General features: G+C 72.0%; 14 protein-coding genes and 1 tRNA gene. 8 read left to right on the top strand and 7 right to left on the bottom strand.

From position 1 onward, the window contains the following. Positions 1–72: 72 nt before the first annotated feature. The 3 genes from A6A27_RS24010 to A6A27_RS24000 all read right to left on the bottom strand — a co-directional run bounded on the left by A6A27_RS24010 (position 73) and on the right by A6A27_RS24000 (position 2,145). Complete coding sequence (locus A6A27_RS24010; protein WP_073837109.1) at positions 73–882, bottom strand: WecB/TagA/CpsF family glycosyltransferase; 810 nt, start codon at positions 880–882, stop codon at positions 73–75. After that, positions 879–1,952, bottom strand: coding sequence for an NAD-dependent epimerase/dehydratase family protein (locus tag A6A27_RS24005; RefSeq protein WP_073836911.1), 1,074 nt, complete (start codon positions 1,950–1,952; stop codon positions 879–881). Before A6A27_RS24005 ends, A6A27_RS24010 begins: the two co-directional genes overlap by 4 nt. Before the next feature lie 107 nt (positions 1,953–2,059). Beyond that, a tRNA-Leu gene (locus tag A6A27_RS24000) sits at positions 2,060–2,145 on the bottom strand. A gap of 237 nt (positions 2,146–2,382) precedes the next feature. Between A6A27_RS24000 and A6A27_RS44380 the strand changes: the two genes are divergently transcribed. The 7 genes from A6A27_RS44380 (at position 2,383) to pknB (ending at position 11,252) form a co-directional block, all read left to right on the top strand. Beyond that, positions 2,383–3,144, top strand: a complete 762-nt coding sequence (locus tag A6A27_RS44380) for an FhaA domain-containing protein (protein ID WP_073836910.1) — start codon at positions 2,383–2,385, stop codon at positions 3,142–3,144. 6 nt (positions 3,145–3,150) lie between these two features. Then, a complete protein-coding gene (locus A6A27_RS23990) occupies positions 3,151–3,636 on the top strand; it encodes an FHA domain-containing protein FhaB/FipA (protein ID WP_073836909.1) in 486 nt (161 codons plus the stop codon). Beyond that, entirely contained in the window at positions 3,633–5,069 is a 1,437-nt protein-coding gene (locus tag A6A27_RS23985; RefSeq protein ID WP_073836908.1) for a PP2C family protein-serine/threonine phosphatase, read from the top strand. Before A6A27_RS23990 ends, A6A27_RS23985 begins: the two co-directional genes overlap by 4 nt. 85 nt (positions 5,070–5,154) lie before the next feature. Then, positions 5,155–6,585 carry an FtsW/RodA/SpoVE family cell cycle protein gene (locus tag A6A27_RS23980; protein WP_198940434.1) on the top strand — a complete coding sequence of 477 codons (1,431 nt, stop codon included), beginning with the start codon at positions 5,155–5,157 and terminating at the stop codon, positions 6,583–6,585. Next, positions 6,582–8,096: a peptidoglycan D,D-transpeptidase FtsI family protein gene (locus A6A27_RS23975; RefSeq protein WP_073836906.1), complete on the top strand. Its 1,515-nt coding sequence runs from the start codon at positions 6,582–6,584 to the stop codon at positions 8,094–8,096. Before A6A27_RS23980 ends, A6A27_RS23975 begins: the two co-directional genes overlap by 4 nt. Before the next feature lies 1 nt (position 8,097). After that, positions 8,098–9,456, top strand: coding sequence for a serine/threonine-protein kinase (locus tag A6A27_RS23970; RefSeq protein WP_073836905.1), 1,359 nt, complete (start codon positions 8,098–8,100; stop codon positions 9,454–9,456). Continuing rightward, entirely contained in the window at positions 9,453–11,252 is a 1,800-nt protein-coding gene (gene pknB / locus A6A27_RS23965) for a Stk1 family PASTA domain-containing Ser/Thr kinase (RefSeq protein ID WP_073836904.1), read from the top strand. The genes A6A27_RS23970 and pknB overlap by 4 nt, the downstream gene beginning before the upstream one ends. A gap of 178 nt (positions 11,253–11,430) precedes the next feature. Here the strand turns inward: pknB and A6A27_RS23960 are convergent, their stop codons facing one another. Genes A6A27_RS23960 through A6A27_RS23945 form a run of 4 tightly spaced genes read right to left on the bottom strand, consistent with a single transcriptional unit; the run spans position 11,431 to position 15,060 of the window. Then, the gene (locus A6A27_RS23960) at positions 11,431–12,081 is read right to left on the bottom strand and encodes an aminodeoxychorismate/anthranilate synthase component II (RefSeq protein ID WP_073836903.1); all 651 of its coding nucleotides are present in this window, start codon (positions 12,079–12,081) and stop codon (positions 11,431–11,433) included. Positions 12,082–12,086: 5 nt separating this feature from the next. Continuing rightward, entirely contained in the window at positions 12,087–12,368 is a 282-nt protein-coding gene (locus A6A27_RS23955) for a hypothetical protein (RefSeq protein ID WP_073836902.1), read from the bottom strand. A gap of 2 nt (positions 12,369–12,370) precedes the next feature. Continuing rightward, the gene (locus A6A27_RS46160) at positions 12,371–14,257 is read right to left on the bottom strand and encodes a class E sortase (RefSeq protein WP_241825425.1); all 1,887 of its coding nucleotides are present in this window, start codon (positions 14,255–14,257) and stop codon (positions 12,371–12,373) included. Beyond that, positions 14,254–15,060 carry a DUF881 domain-containing protein gene (locus A6A27_RS23945; RefSeq protein ID WP_073836901.1) on the bottom strand — a complete coding sequence of 269 codons (807 nt, stop codon included), beginning with the start codon at positions 15,058–15,060 and terminating at the stop codon, positions 14,254–14,256. The genes A6A27_RS46160 and A6A27_RS23945 overlap by 4 nt, the downstream gene beginning before the upstream one ends. 231 nt (positions 15,061–15,291) lie before the next feature. Between A6A27_RS23945 and A6A27_RS23940 the strand changes: the two genes are divergently transcribed. Further along, positions 15,292–15,555 carry a cell division protein CrgA gene (locus tag A6A27_RS23940; protein WP_073836900.1) on the top strand — a complete coding sequence of 88 codons (264 nt, stop codon included), beginning with the start codon at positions 15,292–15,294 and terminating at the stop codon, positions 15,553–15,555. Positions 15,556–15,877 lie beyond the last annotated feature (322 nt).

Genomic DNA, 15,877 nt, shown 5'->3' with positions numbered 1-15,877 from the left:
CGGTCACCTCTCGGTGGCCGCCGGACGTCGTTGCCGGCTCCTGCTTGAGGTGCCGGCGGACTGATTCCGGCGTCAGACGTCGAAGCCGGCGGGGCGCTGGGTGGCCGGTGCCGGCGGGGCCGCCTTCCACAGGCCGGTCTTCTGCGCGGTCAGCCGGGCCAGGTAGGCCGGGTTGAGGATCACGTACCGGCGCCAGAGCCGCTTCGGCTCCAGCCCGAGCCGCCAGAACCACTCCAGCCCGACCCGCTGCATCCACGGCGGCGGGTTGCGGAGCAGGCCGGCGTGGTAGTCGAACGCCGCGCCGACCGCCATCAGCGGCATGTCCAGCAGCGGGCGCATGGCGTACGTGAAGACCTCCTGGCGCGGGCAGCCCAGCCCGACCAGGACCAGCCGGGCGCCGCTGGCCTTGATCCGGTCGGCGATCTCGGCATCCTCGCCCGGCTGCAGGGACCGGAACTTGGACGGCTCGACTCCGGCGATCTTCAGCGCCGGAAACTTCCGCTCGAGGGCCGGGACCAGCCGGGACAGGGTTGCCTCGGTGGAGCCGTACAGGTAGACCGGCAGTCCCTCGTCGGCGAACCGGGCGAGCACCCGGAGGGTGAGCTCCGGGCCGTAGACCCGGTCGGTGAGACCGGCGCCGTACAGCAGGTTGAGCGCCCAGCGGACCGGCTGCCCGTCCGGGGTGACCACGTCGAACGCGTTGAGCCGGGCGTTGTGCGCCGGGTCGAGCACCCCGGTCATCACGCCGTGCACGGCCAGCGCGGTCAGCGCCAGCGGACGACGCTCCTGCGCCGCCACAACCACCGCCTCGGTCGCCCGGGCGTAGTCGGTCGCGTCGACGAGTACGCCGAGCACGTTCCGCTTGGTGCTGCCAGTGGTCATGCCTTCGGCACCCACTTGTCGACGTTCGCGTCGTAGATCTCGCGGAGGATCATCGGCACGTCGTAGGTGATCTTCCAGTTCGGGTAGTGCTCCTCGAACCGGGCCATGCTACTGACATACCACTGGTGGTCGCCGGTGCGGGCCTGTTCGACATAGTTGATCTTCGCCTCGTGGCCGGTGATCTCCTCGGCGATCCGGAACGCCTCGATGTGCGAGGTGTTCGAGTGCCGGCCGCCACCCAGGTTGTAGACCTGGGCCGACCGTGGCTCGCGGAAGAACGCCTCGAATGCGGTCAGCACGTCCCGGGAGTGGATCGCGTCCCGGACCATCTTGCCCTTGTAGCCGAAGAGGTTGTACGTCCGGCCCTCCATGACGCAGCGCATCAGGTAGGCCAGGAAGCCGTGCAGCTCGGCCGCCGAGTGGGCCGGGCCGGTTAGCGTGCCGCCCCGGAAGCAGGCGGTCCTCATGTCGAAGTACCGGCCGTACTCCTGGACCATCACGTCGGCGGCCACCTTCGAGGCGCCGAAGACCGAATGCAGCGACTCGTCGATCGACATGTCCTCGGTGATGCCCTGGTGGTAGGGGTGGTCCTCGGGCAGTTCGTACCGGGTCTCCAGCTCGACCAGGGGCAGGCTGTTCGGGCGGTCGCCGTAGACCTTGTTGGTCGAGCAGTGGATGAAGGGCGCCTCGATGGCGTGCCGGCGGGTGTTCTCCAGCACATTGAGGGTGCCGCCGGCGTTCACGTCGAAGTCGGTGTACGGCTCCTTGGCGGCCCAGTCGTGGCTCGGCTGTGCGGCGCTGTGGATCACGACGCCGATGTCCGAGCCGTACTTCTTGAAGACCTGCTCCAGGCCGTCCCGGTCCCGGATGTCCACCGCGTAGTGGGTGTAGGCGCTGCCCAGTTCGGCGGCAAGCCGGTCCAGGCTCCAGGATGTCGAGCCGTCCTCGCCGAAGAAGTACCGCCGCATGTCGTTGTCGATACCGACCACATCGAGACCGAGGCCCGCGAAGTGCCGGGCCGCCTCAGAGCCGATCAGACCGCCGGAACCGGTCACCAACGCGACAGTCACACGCCACTCCTGATCGATAGGGGGCAGGGAAACCATCGGAGCATAGCGTGACGCCCGGCACGCCCCGATATGGCGCGAGGGCCCCGCTATGTGCGGAGCCCTCGTGATGGTGGGGAAGGGGGGAGTTGAACCCCCACGCCCTTTCGGGCACACGGACCTGAACCGTGCGCGTCTGCCATTCCGCCACTTCCCCGTGGCCTTGACCTGGAACACCGTAACTCATCCCGGTCCCGCCGACTGCGGCAGGTGCCGAGACATATTACGCTGTTCCCGGTCATCGCCACGAGCGATCACCGTTCGTGGCGGACGAAACTGTAGCACGACCGCAGGGCAGGCCACGAACGGGCCGCCGGCTGCCGGCCGAGCGGCGTGTGAGCTGCGGAGGCGGTGTCCGGATACCATCATTGCCTCGGAACCCGAGGAGGAGCCGGTGAGCGTGCTGCAACGCTTCGAGAAGCGTCTGGAAGGCCTGGTCGAGGGGGCCTTCGCCAAGGTCTTCAAAGGGGTGGTCCACCCCGTGGAGATCCTCAACGCCATGCAGCGGGAGGCCGAGGCGCACAAGGCGATCCTGGCCGGTGGGCGCACGTTGGTGCCCAACCGCTACGTGATCGATCTCTCGCCGTACGACCACAGTCGGCTGGCGCCGTACGCCGCCGCGCTGGCCCAGGAGCTGGCCCAGTCGCAGGCGGAGTTCATCGGCGAGCAGGCCTGGACGGTCTACGGCGACGTGATCGTCGAGGTCGAGCGTGGCGAAGGGCTGGACACCGGGATGTTCCGGGTCACCGCCGAGGTCTACACCGGCGGCGACGTCGCCCCGGTCTCCGCGCCCGGCGGCTACGACGCCGGCCCGGCCTACCCGTCGTACGACCAGGGTGGCGGCTACGGCCCGCCGCCGGGGCACGGCGGCGGCCGCAACGTCCGGCTGGTCTCCGGTGACGGCCGCACGTACCCGCTCCAGATGGGCTCGACCGTGATCGGCCGCGGCGACCAGGCCAACCTGCGCCTGCCCGACGTCGGCATCTCGCGGCGGCACGCCCGGCTCGACTTCGACGGCGGCCAGGTCGTGCTGACCGACCTCGGCTCCACCAACGGCACGATGGTCAACGGCCAGCGCGTCTCCGCGGTCGCCCTCAACCCGGGCGACATGATCCAGTTGGGCACGACCACCCTGACCTTCCGCGTGGACGGCTGATCCGCCTTGCCGGAACTCGTCATCACCGTCGCCCGGTTCGGGTTCCTCATCCTGCTGTGGATCTTCGTGTTCACGGTGGTCGGGGTGATCCGCCGAGATCTCTTCGCGGGGGCCCGGTCGGGTCGGCTGGTGGCCGCGCCGCGCACGGTCGGGGCCTCGACCGGGCAGGCGGCGAGGCCGGCGAAGGTGAAGCGGGGCAGAGCCGCGCACCAGCTGGTGGTCACCGCCGGCCAGCTGGCCGGCACCCGGATCACCCTCGGCGAGTCGCAGATCACCATCGGTCGGGCCGAGGATTCGACGCTGGTCATCACCGACGACTACGCGTCGGCGCGACACGCCCGGCTGGTGCCGCGCGACGGGCAGTGGTTCGTCGAGGACCTCGGATCGACTAACGGCACCTACCTGGATCGCGCTAAGGTCACCGGACCAACCCCCGTCCCCCTCGGCGTGCCGATCCGGATCGGCCGCACCTCCCTCGAATTACGGCCATGACTTTGACCCTGCGCTATGCGGCCCACAGCGACCGCGGTCTGATCCGAGACGGTAACCAGGATTCCGTCTACGCCGGGCCGCGGCTGCTCGCCGTCGCCGACGGCATGGGCGGCATGGCCGCCGGTGACGTCGCCAGCAACATCGTCATCGGTGCCATGGCGCCCCTCGACGAGGACGTCCCGGGGGACGCCCTCGTCGACGCGCTGCGTTCCGCCGTGGGCACCGCCAACCAACAGCTCCGCGAGACCGTCGACGCCAACCCGCAGCTGGAGGGGATGGGCACCACGCTCACCGCCACCCTCTTCTCGGGCAGCAAGCTCGGCATGGTCCACATCGGCGACTCGCGCGCCTATCTCCTGCGGAACGGCGAGTTCGCGCAGATCACCAAGGACGACACGTACGTCCAGATGCTCGTCGACGAGGGCCGGATCAGCGCGGAGGAGGCGAGCAGCCACCCCCAGCGGTCGCTGCTCACCCGGGCGCTGGACGGCCGCGACATCGACCCGGAGTACAGCGTCCGCCAGGTGCTCCCCGGCGACCGCTACCTGATCTGCTCCGACGGGCTGTCCGGCGTGGTCAGCGCGGACACCATCGCCGACACGATGCGCGAGTACGCCGATCCGCAGCAGTGCGTCGAGCGCCTGGTGCAGCTCGCCCTGCGCGGCGGCGGCCCGGACAACATCACGGTGATCATCGCCGACGCCACCGACCAGGACATCGTCGAGGCATCCCCGATCGTCGGCGGCGCCGCCGCCCGGGACCGGGGCATGGCGACCTCTGCGGACGGGTCCACCCCGGCGGCCCGCGCCTCGGCCCTGTCCGCGCCGCGGCCGGCCGCGCCGGAGGATCCGGTGGACCGCGAGGACGAGCCGGAACGCCGTCGGCACCGCCCGGTGCGTACCGCGGCGATGCTGCTGGCGCTGCTGGTCATCCTCGGCGGTGGCCTCTTCGGCGGGTGGAGCTACACCCAGCGCCAGTACTACGTCGGCGCCACCGAGGACGGCAAGCTCGCGGTCTTCCGTGGGGTGCCGGGCCAGATCGCCGGGCTCGACCTGTCGAGCGTGCACGCCACCAGCCCGGCCAAGCTGGACGACCTCACCCTGGCTGCGCAGGAGCAGGTGAAGCAGGGCATCCAGGCGAAGAGCGAGCCGGACGCCGAGCGCCGGCTGGCCGAGCTGACCAGCGACGACCCGGCCAACCCGAACCTCAAGCCGACCTGCCCGCCGAGCCCGACGGCGGCCGCGGTCAGCCCGACGCCGTCCGTCTCCCCGACCGCTGTCCCGACCGGGACGGCCAGCCCGCTGGCCCCGGCCGTCAGCGCCACCGCCAGCGCGCCGGCCACCGCCCCGACCGCGTCCACCACCACGCCCGACGTCGCCCCCTCCGACACGGTCCCGCCGGTCGACCCGGCAGGCTGCCGGTCGCCGGAGTGACCGTCGGCTTGAGCCCGAGGACTCATCCGTGACCGCAGCCGCCGTACCGGCAACCTCGCCCGTCTCGACGGGCGAGCAGCCTGGCGTGCGCCTGGCCCGGTCCCGGCGTAACGCCGAGCTGTCCCTGCTCCTGCTCGCCATGGTGCTGGTGGCGGCATACTCGGCGACGGTCGAGGCGACCGTGCTGGACACGGTCACCCCGGATTTCTGGATCCCGGCCGCCGCGCTGGGGCTGGTCTTCCTCGGCCTGCACCTGATCATCCGATGGCTGGCGCCCTTCGCCGACCCGGCGTTGCTGCCGGCGGTCGCCCTGCTCAACGGCATCGGCGTGGGCTTCCTGCGCCGTTACGACCTGGCCCAGGCCGCCCCGGCCGACCGGGAGCACCTCGCCATCTTCGCCGGCACGGGCGGCCGGCAGCTCGCCTGGACGCTCGCTGCGGTGATCCTCGCCGCCGCCCTGCTGGCGATCATGCGGGACCACCGGTCGCTCTCCCGGTACGCGTACACCCTGGGGCTGGCCGGCATCGTGCTGGTGATGATCCCGGCGGTGCTGCCGGCCCGGTTCTCCGAGATCAACAACGCCAAGCTGTGGATCCGGATCGGTGGGTTCTCGATCCAGCCGGGTGAGTTCGCCAAGCTCGCCCTGCTCGCCTTCTTCGCCTACTACCTGGTCCGCAAGCGGGAGGTGCTGTCGCTGGCCAGCCGGCGGGTGCTCGGCATCGACTTCCCGCGCGGGCGGGACCTCGGGCCGGTCCTGGTGGTCTGGATCATCAGCCTCCTGGTCCTGGTCTTCGAGAAGGACCTGGGCACCTCGCTGCTCTACTTCGGCATGTTCGTGGTGACGCTCTACATCGCCACCGAACGGGTCAGTTGGCTGCTCATCGGTCTGATCCTGTTCTTCGGCGGCGCCTACCTGGCCTACCTGCTGGGCGGCACGGTGGGCGGTCCGTTCGCCAACTTCTACCTGCGGGCGGAGATCTGGCTGGACCCGTTCGGTGACCCGTACGACAAGGGTTACCAGCTCGTCCAGGGTCTGCTCACGCTCGGCACCGGCGGCCTCTTCGGGGCTGGACCGGGCGGTGGCCAACCGACCCTGCTGCCCGAGGTGCAGACGGACTTCATCTTCGCCGGCATCGGCGAGGAGATCGGGCTCTTCGGCCTCTCCGCGCTGCTCGTGGTCTACCTGCTGATCGTCGAGCGGGGGCTGCGGGCCGCCCTCGCGGTGCGGGACTCGTTCGGCAAGCTGCTCGCCGGCGGCCTGGCCTTCACCCTGGGCCTGCAGGTCTTCGTCATCGTCGGCGGGATCAGCAAGCTCATCCCGCTGACCGGTCAGACCACCCCGTTCCTCTCCGCCGGTGGCTCGTCGCTGATGGCGAACTGGCTGCTCATCGCGGTCCTGCTCCGGGTCTCCGACGGCGCTCGCCGGCCGGTGGGGCCCGGTGGCCCGGCGGTCCGGCCGTCCGGCGGCCCGCCCGAGCAGCTGCACGGTGCTCCCACGGAGGTGATCCGGCCGTGAACGCACCCCTGCGCCGCGTCGGCGTGGTCGTGATGATCCTTTTCGGGCTGCTCTTCGCGAACCTGAACTGGATTCAGGCCTACAAGGCCGACGAATACCGCAACAGCGACTACAACGGCCGGGTCCAGGTCGCCGAGTACGACCGCAAGCGCGGCAACATCGAGGTCGGCGGCACCGCGTACGCCCTCAGCAAGGAGACCGGCGGCAAGCTGAAGTTCCAGCGCAGCTACCCGGACGGCGAGGTGTACGCGCACGTGCTCGGCTACAAGCCGGTCAACCTGGGCGACATCGGCATCGAGCAGGTCGAGAACGACTTCCTCGCCGGCACCAGCGACCAGCTCATCGGCGACCGGGTGAAGGACATGTTCACCGGTAACAAGACCGGTGGCGGCAACGTGCTGCTGACCCTTTCCAAGGGTGCGCAGGCGACGGCCTTCAAGGAGCTGCAGAACAACCGGGTCGGGGCCACCCGGGGCGCGGCGATCGCGATCGACCCGCGTTCCGGGGCCGTGCAGGCGCTGGTCTCCATGCCGAGCTTCGACCCGAACCCGCTGGTCAGCCACGACACCGAGGCGGCCCAGACGGCGTACAACAAGCTCAACAGGGATCCGGACCGCCCGCTGGCCAACCGGGCCCTGTCCGAAACCCTGCCCCCCGGCTCCACCTTCAAGATCGTGATGGCCGCGGCGGCCCTGGAAAGCGGCATCGGCCCGCAGACCGAGATCCCGGCCGGGTCGAGCTACACCCCGCCGACCTCGGGCTCGCCGATCAAGAACGCCGCCGCGACCATCTGCCCCGGGCCCACCGGCACCCCGGTGACCCTCAAGGACGCCGTCACCTTCTCCTGCAACACCGGCTTCGCACAGCTCGGCGTGAAGCTCGGAGCCGACAAGGTCAAGGAGAAGGCCCGCCAGTTCGGCTTCGAGCAGGACGACCTCACCGTCGGGCAGCTCAACGAGGGCGGCCTGCCGGTGGCGGCCAGCCGGACCGGTGACATGCAGAACCCGGACGGGGGCACCGACCCGGCCGCGTTGGCCCAGTCCTCGATCGGGCAGAACAACGTGCGGATGACGCCGCTGCAGGGCGCGCTGATCGCCGCCTCGGTCGCCAACGGCGGCAGCCAGATGCGGCCGTACCTGGTCAAGCAGCTGCTCGCCCCGGACCGCACCACCAGCTACTACACCGCCAAGCCGCGCGAGCTGCGCCGGCCGGTGAGCGGCCAGGTGGCTGCCGACCTGCAGGACATGATGGTCAGCGTCGTCAAGAAGGGCACCGGCGAGAACGCCGCCATCAAGGGCTACACGGTCGGCGGCAAGACCGGTACCGCCCAGTCCGGCCCGGACACGCCCGACCACGGCTGGTTCATCGGCTTCGCGCTCGACAAGAACGGCACCCCGATCTCCGCCGTCTGCGTGGAGCTGGAGCGGGCCGGCAAGGGCGGCAGCGCCGAGGCGGCCCGGATCGCCGGCCGGATCATGGAGGCGGCCATCGCCGGCTCCGGAGGCCGCTGACATGCTCAGCCCAGGGGTGCAGCTCGGCAACCGCTACCGCCTCGACGAGCGGATCGCCAGCGGTGGCATGGGCGACGTCTGGCGCGGCACCGACCAGGTGCTGGGTCGTACGGTCGCCGTGAAGAGCCTGCTCCCCGCCCTGCTGGACGAGCCCGGCTTCGCCGAGCGGTTCCGCGGCGAGGCGCGGACCATGGCCACCATCAACCACCCCGGCGTGGTGGACGTCTACGACTTCGGCAGCGACCAGCAGATCGCCTTCCTGGTCATGGAGTACGTCGAGGGCGACGCGCTCTCCGCCACGCTCAGCCGGGTCGGGCGGCTCACCCCCGCCCGGACGATGGCCCTGCTGGCGCAGGCCGCCGACGCGCTCCACGCGGCCCACGAGAAGGGCATCGTGCACCGCGACGTGAAGCCGGGCAACCTGCTGGTCCGGCCGAACGGCACGCTGGTGCTCACCGACTTCGGGATCGCCCGTTCCGACCTGGTCGGCCAGCTCACCGCCGCTGGCTCGGTGCTCGGCACGGCCTCGTACATCTCCCCGGAGCAGGCCACCGGCGCCGTCGCCACCCCCGCCTCCGACGTGTACGCGCTCGGCGTGGTCGCGTACCAGTGCCTCGCCGGCCGGCGGCCGTTCGAGGGGGACAACCCCCTCGAAATCGCCATGAAGCACGTCCGGGAGGCTCCCCGGCCGCTCCCCGCCGACATCCCGCCCCAGGTCCGCGCCGTCGTCGAGCGGGCCCTGGCGAAGGACCCTGCGGCCCGTTGGCCCAGCGCCGCCGCCCTGGCCAGCGTGGCCCGGCAGGCCAAGCTCGCCCTGTCGCAGCAGGCGCGCGCCGGCGGACGTCCGGGGCCCGTCTCCGCCGTACCCTCCTCATCGGCGGCGCCGGCGGCCCGGGCGCAGGTCCCGGCCGCGCCGCGACCGCAGCCCCACCCCCCCACGGTGGCCGGCCGCCCACCGGTCGCCGCCCGGCCGGCCGCGGTGGCGCCGCCCGCCCCGCAGCCCCGCCCGCCGCTGGCCCCACGCGGCGCGGCGACCGTCCCGCCGCCCCGGCAGCCCAACCCCCTCAGGTACGCCAGCCCGCCGGCCGCCCCGGCTCCCCGCGGGTCCCGGTCCGGGCGGTGGGTGATCGCGATCGTGGTGGCCATACTGGTCGTGCTCTGCTCGGGCGTGATTTCGTACAAGTACAAGAAGGGCAGCTTGGCCGGGGACCCCGGCGCGCTTGCCCCGGTGAGCGTGACCTCCGGCGCGGTGCGGGCCCACGGAGGGGACGATCTGGCCCGGACGTCGTACCGTCGTGAGGTACGGCTCCAGCCGGCTGGCGGCGACACGACGACGAGCGAAGGACGAGAGACGCGATGACAGCGCAGGCCCGCCTGCTCGGTGGCAGGTACCAGGTCGGCGAGCTGCTCGGCTACGGCGGCATGGCGGAGGTGCACCGCGGTCGCGATCTCCGGCTCGGTCGGGATGTCGCGATCAAGATGCTCCGGGCAGACCTGGCCCGGGACGCCACTTTCCAGATGCGGTTCCGGCGTGAGGCGCAGAACGCCGCCTCGCTCAACCACCCGGCCATCGTCGCCGTGTACGACACCGGCGAGGAGACCGCGCCGACCGGCGAGACGCTGCCCTTCATCGTGATGGAGTTCGTCAACGGGCGGACCCTCAAGGAGGTGCTGGGCGCCGAAGGTCGGCTGCAGCCGCGGCGGGCGCTGGAGATCTGCGCCGACATGTGCGCGGCGCTCGAGTTCAGCCACCGCCACGGGATCATCCACCGGGACATCAAGCCCGGCAACGTCATGCTCACCCAGACCGGCCAGGTCAAGGTGATGGACTTCGGCATCGCCCGGGCGCTGGCCAGCGGGGCCACCACGATGACGCAGACCAGCGCCGTCATCGGCACCGCGCAGTACCTCTCCCCCGAGCAGGCCCGCGGTGAGGCGGTCGACGCGCGCTCCGACGTCTACGCGGCCGGCTGCGTGCTGTTCGAGCTGCTCTGCGGGCACCCGCCGTTCGTCGGGGACAGCCCGGTCAGCGTCGCGTACCAGCACGTGCGGGAGGCCCCGCCGACGCCGAGCAGCATCAACCCGGAGGTCAACCCCGCGGTCGACGCCATCGTGCTCAAGGCGCTGTCCAAGAACCCGCTGAACCGCTACCAGAGCGCCGGCGAGATGCGGGCGGACCTGCTCCGCGCCGCCGCCGGCCGGCCGGTCCTGGCCACCCCGGTCATGCCGGCCGACGAGACCGCCCCGATGGCCCCGGCCGGGGCGGGGGGCTACCAGACGCAGGTGATGGGGCCGCAGACCCGGCAGCAGATCCCGGCCCGGGTCGGCGACCCGCGCAAGCGCAAGAGCTCCGCCTGGGTGATCGCCACCTTCGCCGCGCTCGGCGTACTCGCGGTGATCGCCCTGGCCGCCGCCCTCTGGCTCAACCAGACCGGCGCCGACAAGGTCCAGGTCCCGGGGGTGCAGGGCAAGAGCCAGGCGGTCGCGACGAGTGAGATCCAGCAGGCTGGCCTCCGCTGGGAGCCCGGCGACCCGGTGCAGAACGCGACCTGCGAGAAGGGCACCGTGGTCGGCCAGAGCCCGGCTCCGGGCACGGAAGCGGCCAAGAACGACGTCGTGACGCTCCAGATCTGCGGCGGCCCGAAGATGGTCACCATTCCCAGCGTGGAAGGCAACCGGTTCGACAACGTCAGGCAGCAGTTGGAGGGCATGGGCCTGAAGGTCGATCCGGACTACGTCGACAACAGCGCGACGAAGGACACGGTTCTCGACACCGATCCCAAGCAGGGCAGCTCGGTTCCGGAGAACACCACCATCAAGGTGAAGGTCTCCAAGGGCAACCTCAACGAGGTTCCGGACGTCACCGGCTTTCCCAAGGACCAGGCCGTCAAGGTGCTGAAGCAGGCTGGGTACAAGGTGAATGTCCGGGACGGTGACGAGGTGGCGGCGGACCAGGCCGGCAAGGTGAGCTTCCAGGACCCGAAGGGGGGCAGCCGCCTGGCCAAGGACAAGACGGTCACCATCTACGTCGACTTCGCGGCGCCTGAGCCGTCCGACAGCGCGACCCCGACGCCGACACCCACCGGTTCGCCGACCGGGGGCGGCGGTGGGTTCCCCTTCCCGACCCCGCCGACGGCCCACGACAGCAGGCAGTGACGAATCGAGGCCCCGACGTGCGTCGGGGCCTCGATTCGGTCGGGCCTTCCCGCCCTGCCCCGCCATGATCGACTCAATGTCGCCGACATGGCGCCACCCGGGTGCATGCGACACCGCGATGTCGCGCGAGCGGAGTGGATCAAGCCGGGCGGCGGCGCCCAGGTCGGGGAGATGACCGTCAGGCGGCGGCGAAGGCGGCCCGGCGGCGGGCGTCCACCTCGGCGGCGAGTTCCGGAGCCCGCTCCAGCGCCTCCGGGAAGCCGCACGCGGCCAGCCAGTTCGCCAGCATGAGGTGCCCGCCCTCGGTCAGCACCGACTCGGGGTGGAACTGGACCCCCTCGATCGGCAGGGTCCGGTGCCGCATCGCCATGACCACACCGGAGCCGGTCCAGCCGGTGACCTCCAGCTCCTCCGGCAGCGTCTCGGGCAGCACGGCGAGTGAGTGGTACCGGGTGGCGGTGAACGGGTCGGGCAGGCCGGCGAGCACCCCGACCCCGTGGTGGCTCACCTCGGAGGTCTTGCCGTGCAGCAGCTCCGGCGCCCGGGTCACGGTCGCGCCGAACGCCTCACCGATGGCCTGGTGGCCGAGGCAGACCCCGAAGAGGGGCAGTTTGCCGGCGTACTCCTTGATGACGTCGAGGCAGATGCCGGCGCGGTCCGGGCTCCCCGGGCCGGGCGACAGCAGCACGCCGGCCGCGCCCACCCGGCCTACCTCGGCGACGTCGATCTCGTCGTTGCGCCGGACCTCGCAGTCCACGCCGAGCTGGCCGAGGTACTGCACCAGATTGAAGACGAACGAGTCGTAGTTGTCGATCACCAGGATGCGCATCGGAGTCACCTGTTCGGGGTGGTGGGCGGGGCGTTGTTCGTCTCCGTGCTGTACGGGATCTCCTCGTGGCTCGGGGTCACCCCCGGCTCGTTGAGCCCGCCGCCCGAATCGTCACCCGGTACGCCGGACTCCTGGGTGACCTGCACGTCGTCGAAGGGGAGCAGGGGCTCCGCCCACGGGAAGACCACGAACCAGAGCAGGGCGACCGCCGCCGCGGTGAGCAGCACCGAGCCGGCCAGCTTGCCCACCAGCCCGAAGGGGAGTTTGCGCCAGATCCACCCGTACATCGTCAACCTTCCAGCTCGGCCGGGCGGCCCGCCGACTTCGCCTGCACGTGGTCCAGCCGGGCATGGATGATCAGCCGCTGGTAGTTGTCGAACTTGGGGTTGCAGGTGGTCAGGGTGAGCAACTTCTCGGTCGGCTTCGCGCCCGGTTTGCCCGGCACCGGGGCCACCACTTCGACCTGGTTCGGTCGGACGATGCGCTGCTCGTAGACCTTGTAGACGAACCAGTCGGTCTTGGACTCCACCACGATGTTGTCACCGGCGCGGAGCTCGTCCAGGCGCCAGAAGGTGGCCCGGATGCGGTGCCCGGCCACGGAGAAGTTGCCCACCTGGCCCGGCAGGGCGCTCTTCGGATAGTGGCCGGGGGCGTAGCGGATGTCGGCCGGGCTAACCCCCTCGACCACCACCCAGTGCTTGTCGAACTTCGGGATGTAGAGCCCGGCGACCGGCTTACCCTCCGCCGGTGGCGTGGGCTTCGCGGCGGGCGCGCTCGGGCTGACCGTCGGGTCCCCGGTCGGCCCCCACTCCTGGGCGAGCTGGTTGTTCAGGTCGTTCTGGTGGGCGTCGACGATCACCGTCTTGCCCCAGATCTCGTACCCGGCGAAGAGCAGCACCACCAGGCCGAAGGTGATCAGCAATTCGCCGGTGCCCCGCACGACGGTACGCAGGCGGGAACCGACGGTGGGCCGGGTCAGCTCCGAGTAGACGCTCTTGTAGCCCTCGCCGGTCTGCTCGGGGCGTAGCTGCACCACCCGCTCGCCCCGACGGGGCGTGGGCGGCGCGGCGGGGGTGTCGGGCTCGTTGCCGGAGTCCTGGACGGGGGGCACCGCCCCCATCAGCGCGGTCGAGTCCAGGGCCGGGTTCCGGGCCGGCCGGTTCGGGACAGCGGGGATCAGGGCGGTCGCGGCCGGGTCCGCCGGGTCGCCGGGCGGTCCACCCGGGCCGCTCCCGGTCGGACCCGCCGCCCGGGGGACGCCGGCGGCCGATGACCCGCCCCGAGGGGCGGTGCCGGCTGGGTCTCGGCCGGGCCGTCCGGCCGGCGGAACGCCATGGCCCTCGTACGGGTGCCCGGCGGAGCGGCGCGCGGATCGGTCGCCGACCGGGGGGATGAACGTGGTCGGCCCGTCGCCCGGCGCGGCCGGTCGTACCGCCGCGGGGTCGAACCCGCGGGCGACTGGCTCGTCGGGGGCGCGGTGGCCCGGTACGTGCGTAGGGAGCCCGGACGCGCCGGTGGGGCCCTCTGCCCGGCGGGTGCCGGGGCCGTCGAAGGCGCGGTGGCCAGGCGCGCCGGTGGGACCCTCCGCCCGGCGGGCGTCGGGGCCGCCGGGCGCGCGGTGGCCGGGCCCGGGGGCTCCAGGCGCGGCGGTGTGGCCCTCCAGCCGGCGTGCGCTCGGCTCGTCGGCGGCGCGGTGGCCCGGCGTGTGGGTGCTGAGCCCTGGCCGGGCGGTGGGGTCGTCGCCACTCCAGCGGCCCGGCACGGTGCCCTCCGGGCCCGGCGGCCCCGGCCGGCGGTAGAACCGGTCGTCGGCTGTGTTGGTGCGTGGACCCGCGGTCGCCGGGTCCGTCGACCAGCGGCTGGCCGGCTCGGCGGGGCCGCCGGGCTGGGTGTCCGCCCAACTGCCCGAGGCCGGCTGGCGGGGGTCGTGGTGGCGGCGCTCCGGGCCGGCGGCGGGCGCCGGCGGGAGGGCCTGCGGGTTACCGGTCCAGGGCGGGGGCGGGGACGGGAACCGGGCGGCCGGCCGGGCGCCCGGCGCACCGGGCGCCTCCTCCTCCGGCCAGGGCAGGTCGAGCGCGGGCCGGGCCGGGGGCGGTGCGGGCCGGTCGACCTTCGGAATGAACGCGGTCGGCCCCTCGCGGTCGTCGTGGCGCTCCCGCGGGTCCTCCGGCCTCACTGCAGCACCTTCGCGGACTGGAGCGCGGTCGAGTCCTCGAACGCCGGCACGGTGACCGTGGAGGCGGTCTCCTTGTACCCGAGCTGGTAGTGGTCGACCGCTTCCCTGAACAACCGGACTCCCTCGGAGGCGGCGAGCGCGCGCTGGAGAGCGGCGGGGTCGCCGATTGCCACGATCTTGAACGGAGGGGAGTACACCCGGCCGTGCAGCAGCAGGGTGTTACCGACGCAGCGTACCGCGCTGGTGCTGAGGACGCGGACGTCCATGATTGACATCGCCTCGGCTCCACCCGCCCAGAGCGCGTTCACGACCGCCTGGACATCGCCCTGGTGGACGACCAGGTCGTCATTGCTGGCACCTTTGGGCAGGGGCTGGTCGGCCCGCCGGGGCGCGTCGTCCAGCTCGATGGTGACCCCGGTGCCGGTGAGCGCGGTGAACCCGGCGGCCTGCCGGCTGGCGGCCGCCCGGTCGCGCTGGGCCTTGATCGGGCCGTCGGTGTCGGCCAGCGCGGCGGTCTGCTCCTCGACCTCGGCGCGCAGCTCGGCGGCCTGCTTCTCGCTCGCCGCAACCTCTTCCCGCCGGTCCTCGATCAACTGGGTGAGCTGGGGCCGGCGGTCCTCCCGCAGCGGGGTGCCGCCGGCGGTGGTCGCGGTCGTGGTGAACAGCAGCCCCGCCGCGGCGGCGATCAGGGGTACGCCGATCGACCAGCCCGGGCGGCGCTGCCGCGGCCGTCGGGGCAGCAGGCCGGCGACCGCCCGCCGGAGGACCTTCTGCCAGGAGGCGGCGCCGGACGTGTACTCCACCGGGCGTTCCCTTTCCCGTCGTCTCGTTCCGGTCCGCGTCGACCCGGACCGGTGTGTTCGACCCGAAAAGTCACGCCTTTTCGGTCACTCCGCGCACTGGCCTGACCCCATTCGTGGCCTGGACGGTCCGTCGGGACTACGCTAGCTGTCGAACCATTATTGGCCATGGACCGTCGCCCCCGCGCCCGGTTGTCAGGCCGGACGAGGTCGTACCCCCCTCTGGAGAGCGTCGTGCCCAAGTCTCAGGTCCGCAAGAAGAAGGTGTACACCCCGCCGACGGACGTTCGTCCCACGGCAACGGCGGCGACGCGCAAGCCGAGCCCCATCTGGCTGCCGATCACAGCGGTGACGCTGATCGTCGTCGGCATCGGCTGGCTGGTCGTGTACTACCTCTCCGAGCAGGCGTACCCGGTCATGTCGTGGGGTTACTGGAACCTCGCGGTGGGCTTCGGCGGGATGGTCGCCTCGCTGATCCTGCTCTCCCGCTGGCGCTGACCGGTCGACGTCCGGCCCGCCCCCCGCGACACCTTCAGTTCGGCGCGTCTGACGCCGCACAGCGACCTGAAGCCGTCGTACCGGGGCGGGCCGTCGGCCCTGTCCTGCCCTGGGCGGTCGCCGCTGACCGGTTCCAACACCCGCTCCATGGGGTTACGTCACGCCGCGACGCCCCTGCCCGGCGGGCGGCGCCCGGTCCCCCTAAGGTGTCGGCAGGGCGGCGTGGCCGGATGCGAGATGACTCACGTTACTGCTGGGTAACCTTGCGCGTAGGCTGCACTGCATGACCGAGCGGAGCGAGGTCATCGGCCGGTCGGGTCGG

The organism is Micromonospora sp. CB01531, from assembly GCF_001905095.1.
Classification (GTDB): domain Bacteria; phylum Actinomycetota; class Actinomycetes; order Mycobacteriales; family Micromonosporaceae; genus Micromonospora.
The sequence above is the reverse complement of the archived record's forward strand: the minus strand, read 5'-3'. Positions and strand labels throughout refer to the sequence as shown.

Bases quoted from the DNA above. Each gene is read 5' to 3' on its own strand.
- pknB (WP_073836904.1), top strand. From the start codon at position 9,453: ATGACAGCGCAGGCCCGCCTGCTCGGTGGCAGGTACCAGGTCGGCGAG.
- A6A27_RS23970 (WP_073836905.1), top strand. From the start codon at position 8,098: ATGCTCAGCCCAGGGGTGCAGCTCGGCAACCGCTACCGCCTCGACGAG.
- A6A27_RS23985 (WP_073836908.1), top strand. From the start codon at position 3,633: ATGACTTTGACCCTGCGCTATGCGGCCCACAGCGACCGCGGTCTGATC.
- A6A27_RS23955 (WP_073836902.1), bottom strand. From the start codon at position 12,368: ATGTACGGGTGGATCTGGCGCAAACTCCCCTTCGGGCTGGTGGGCAAG.
- A6A27_RS24010 (WP_073837109.1), bottom strand. From the start codon at position 882: ATGACCACTGGCAGCACCAAGCGGAACGTGCTCGGCGTACTCGTCGAC.
- A6A27_RS23960 (WP_073836903.1), bottom strand. From the start codon at position 12,081: ATGCGCATCCTGGTGATCGACAACTACGACTCGTTCGTCTTCAATCTG.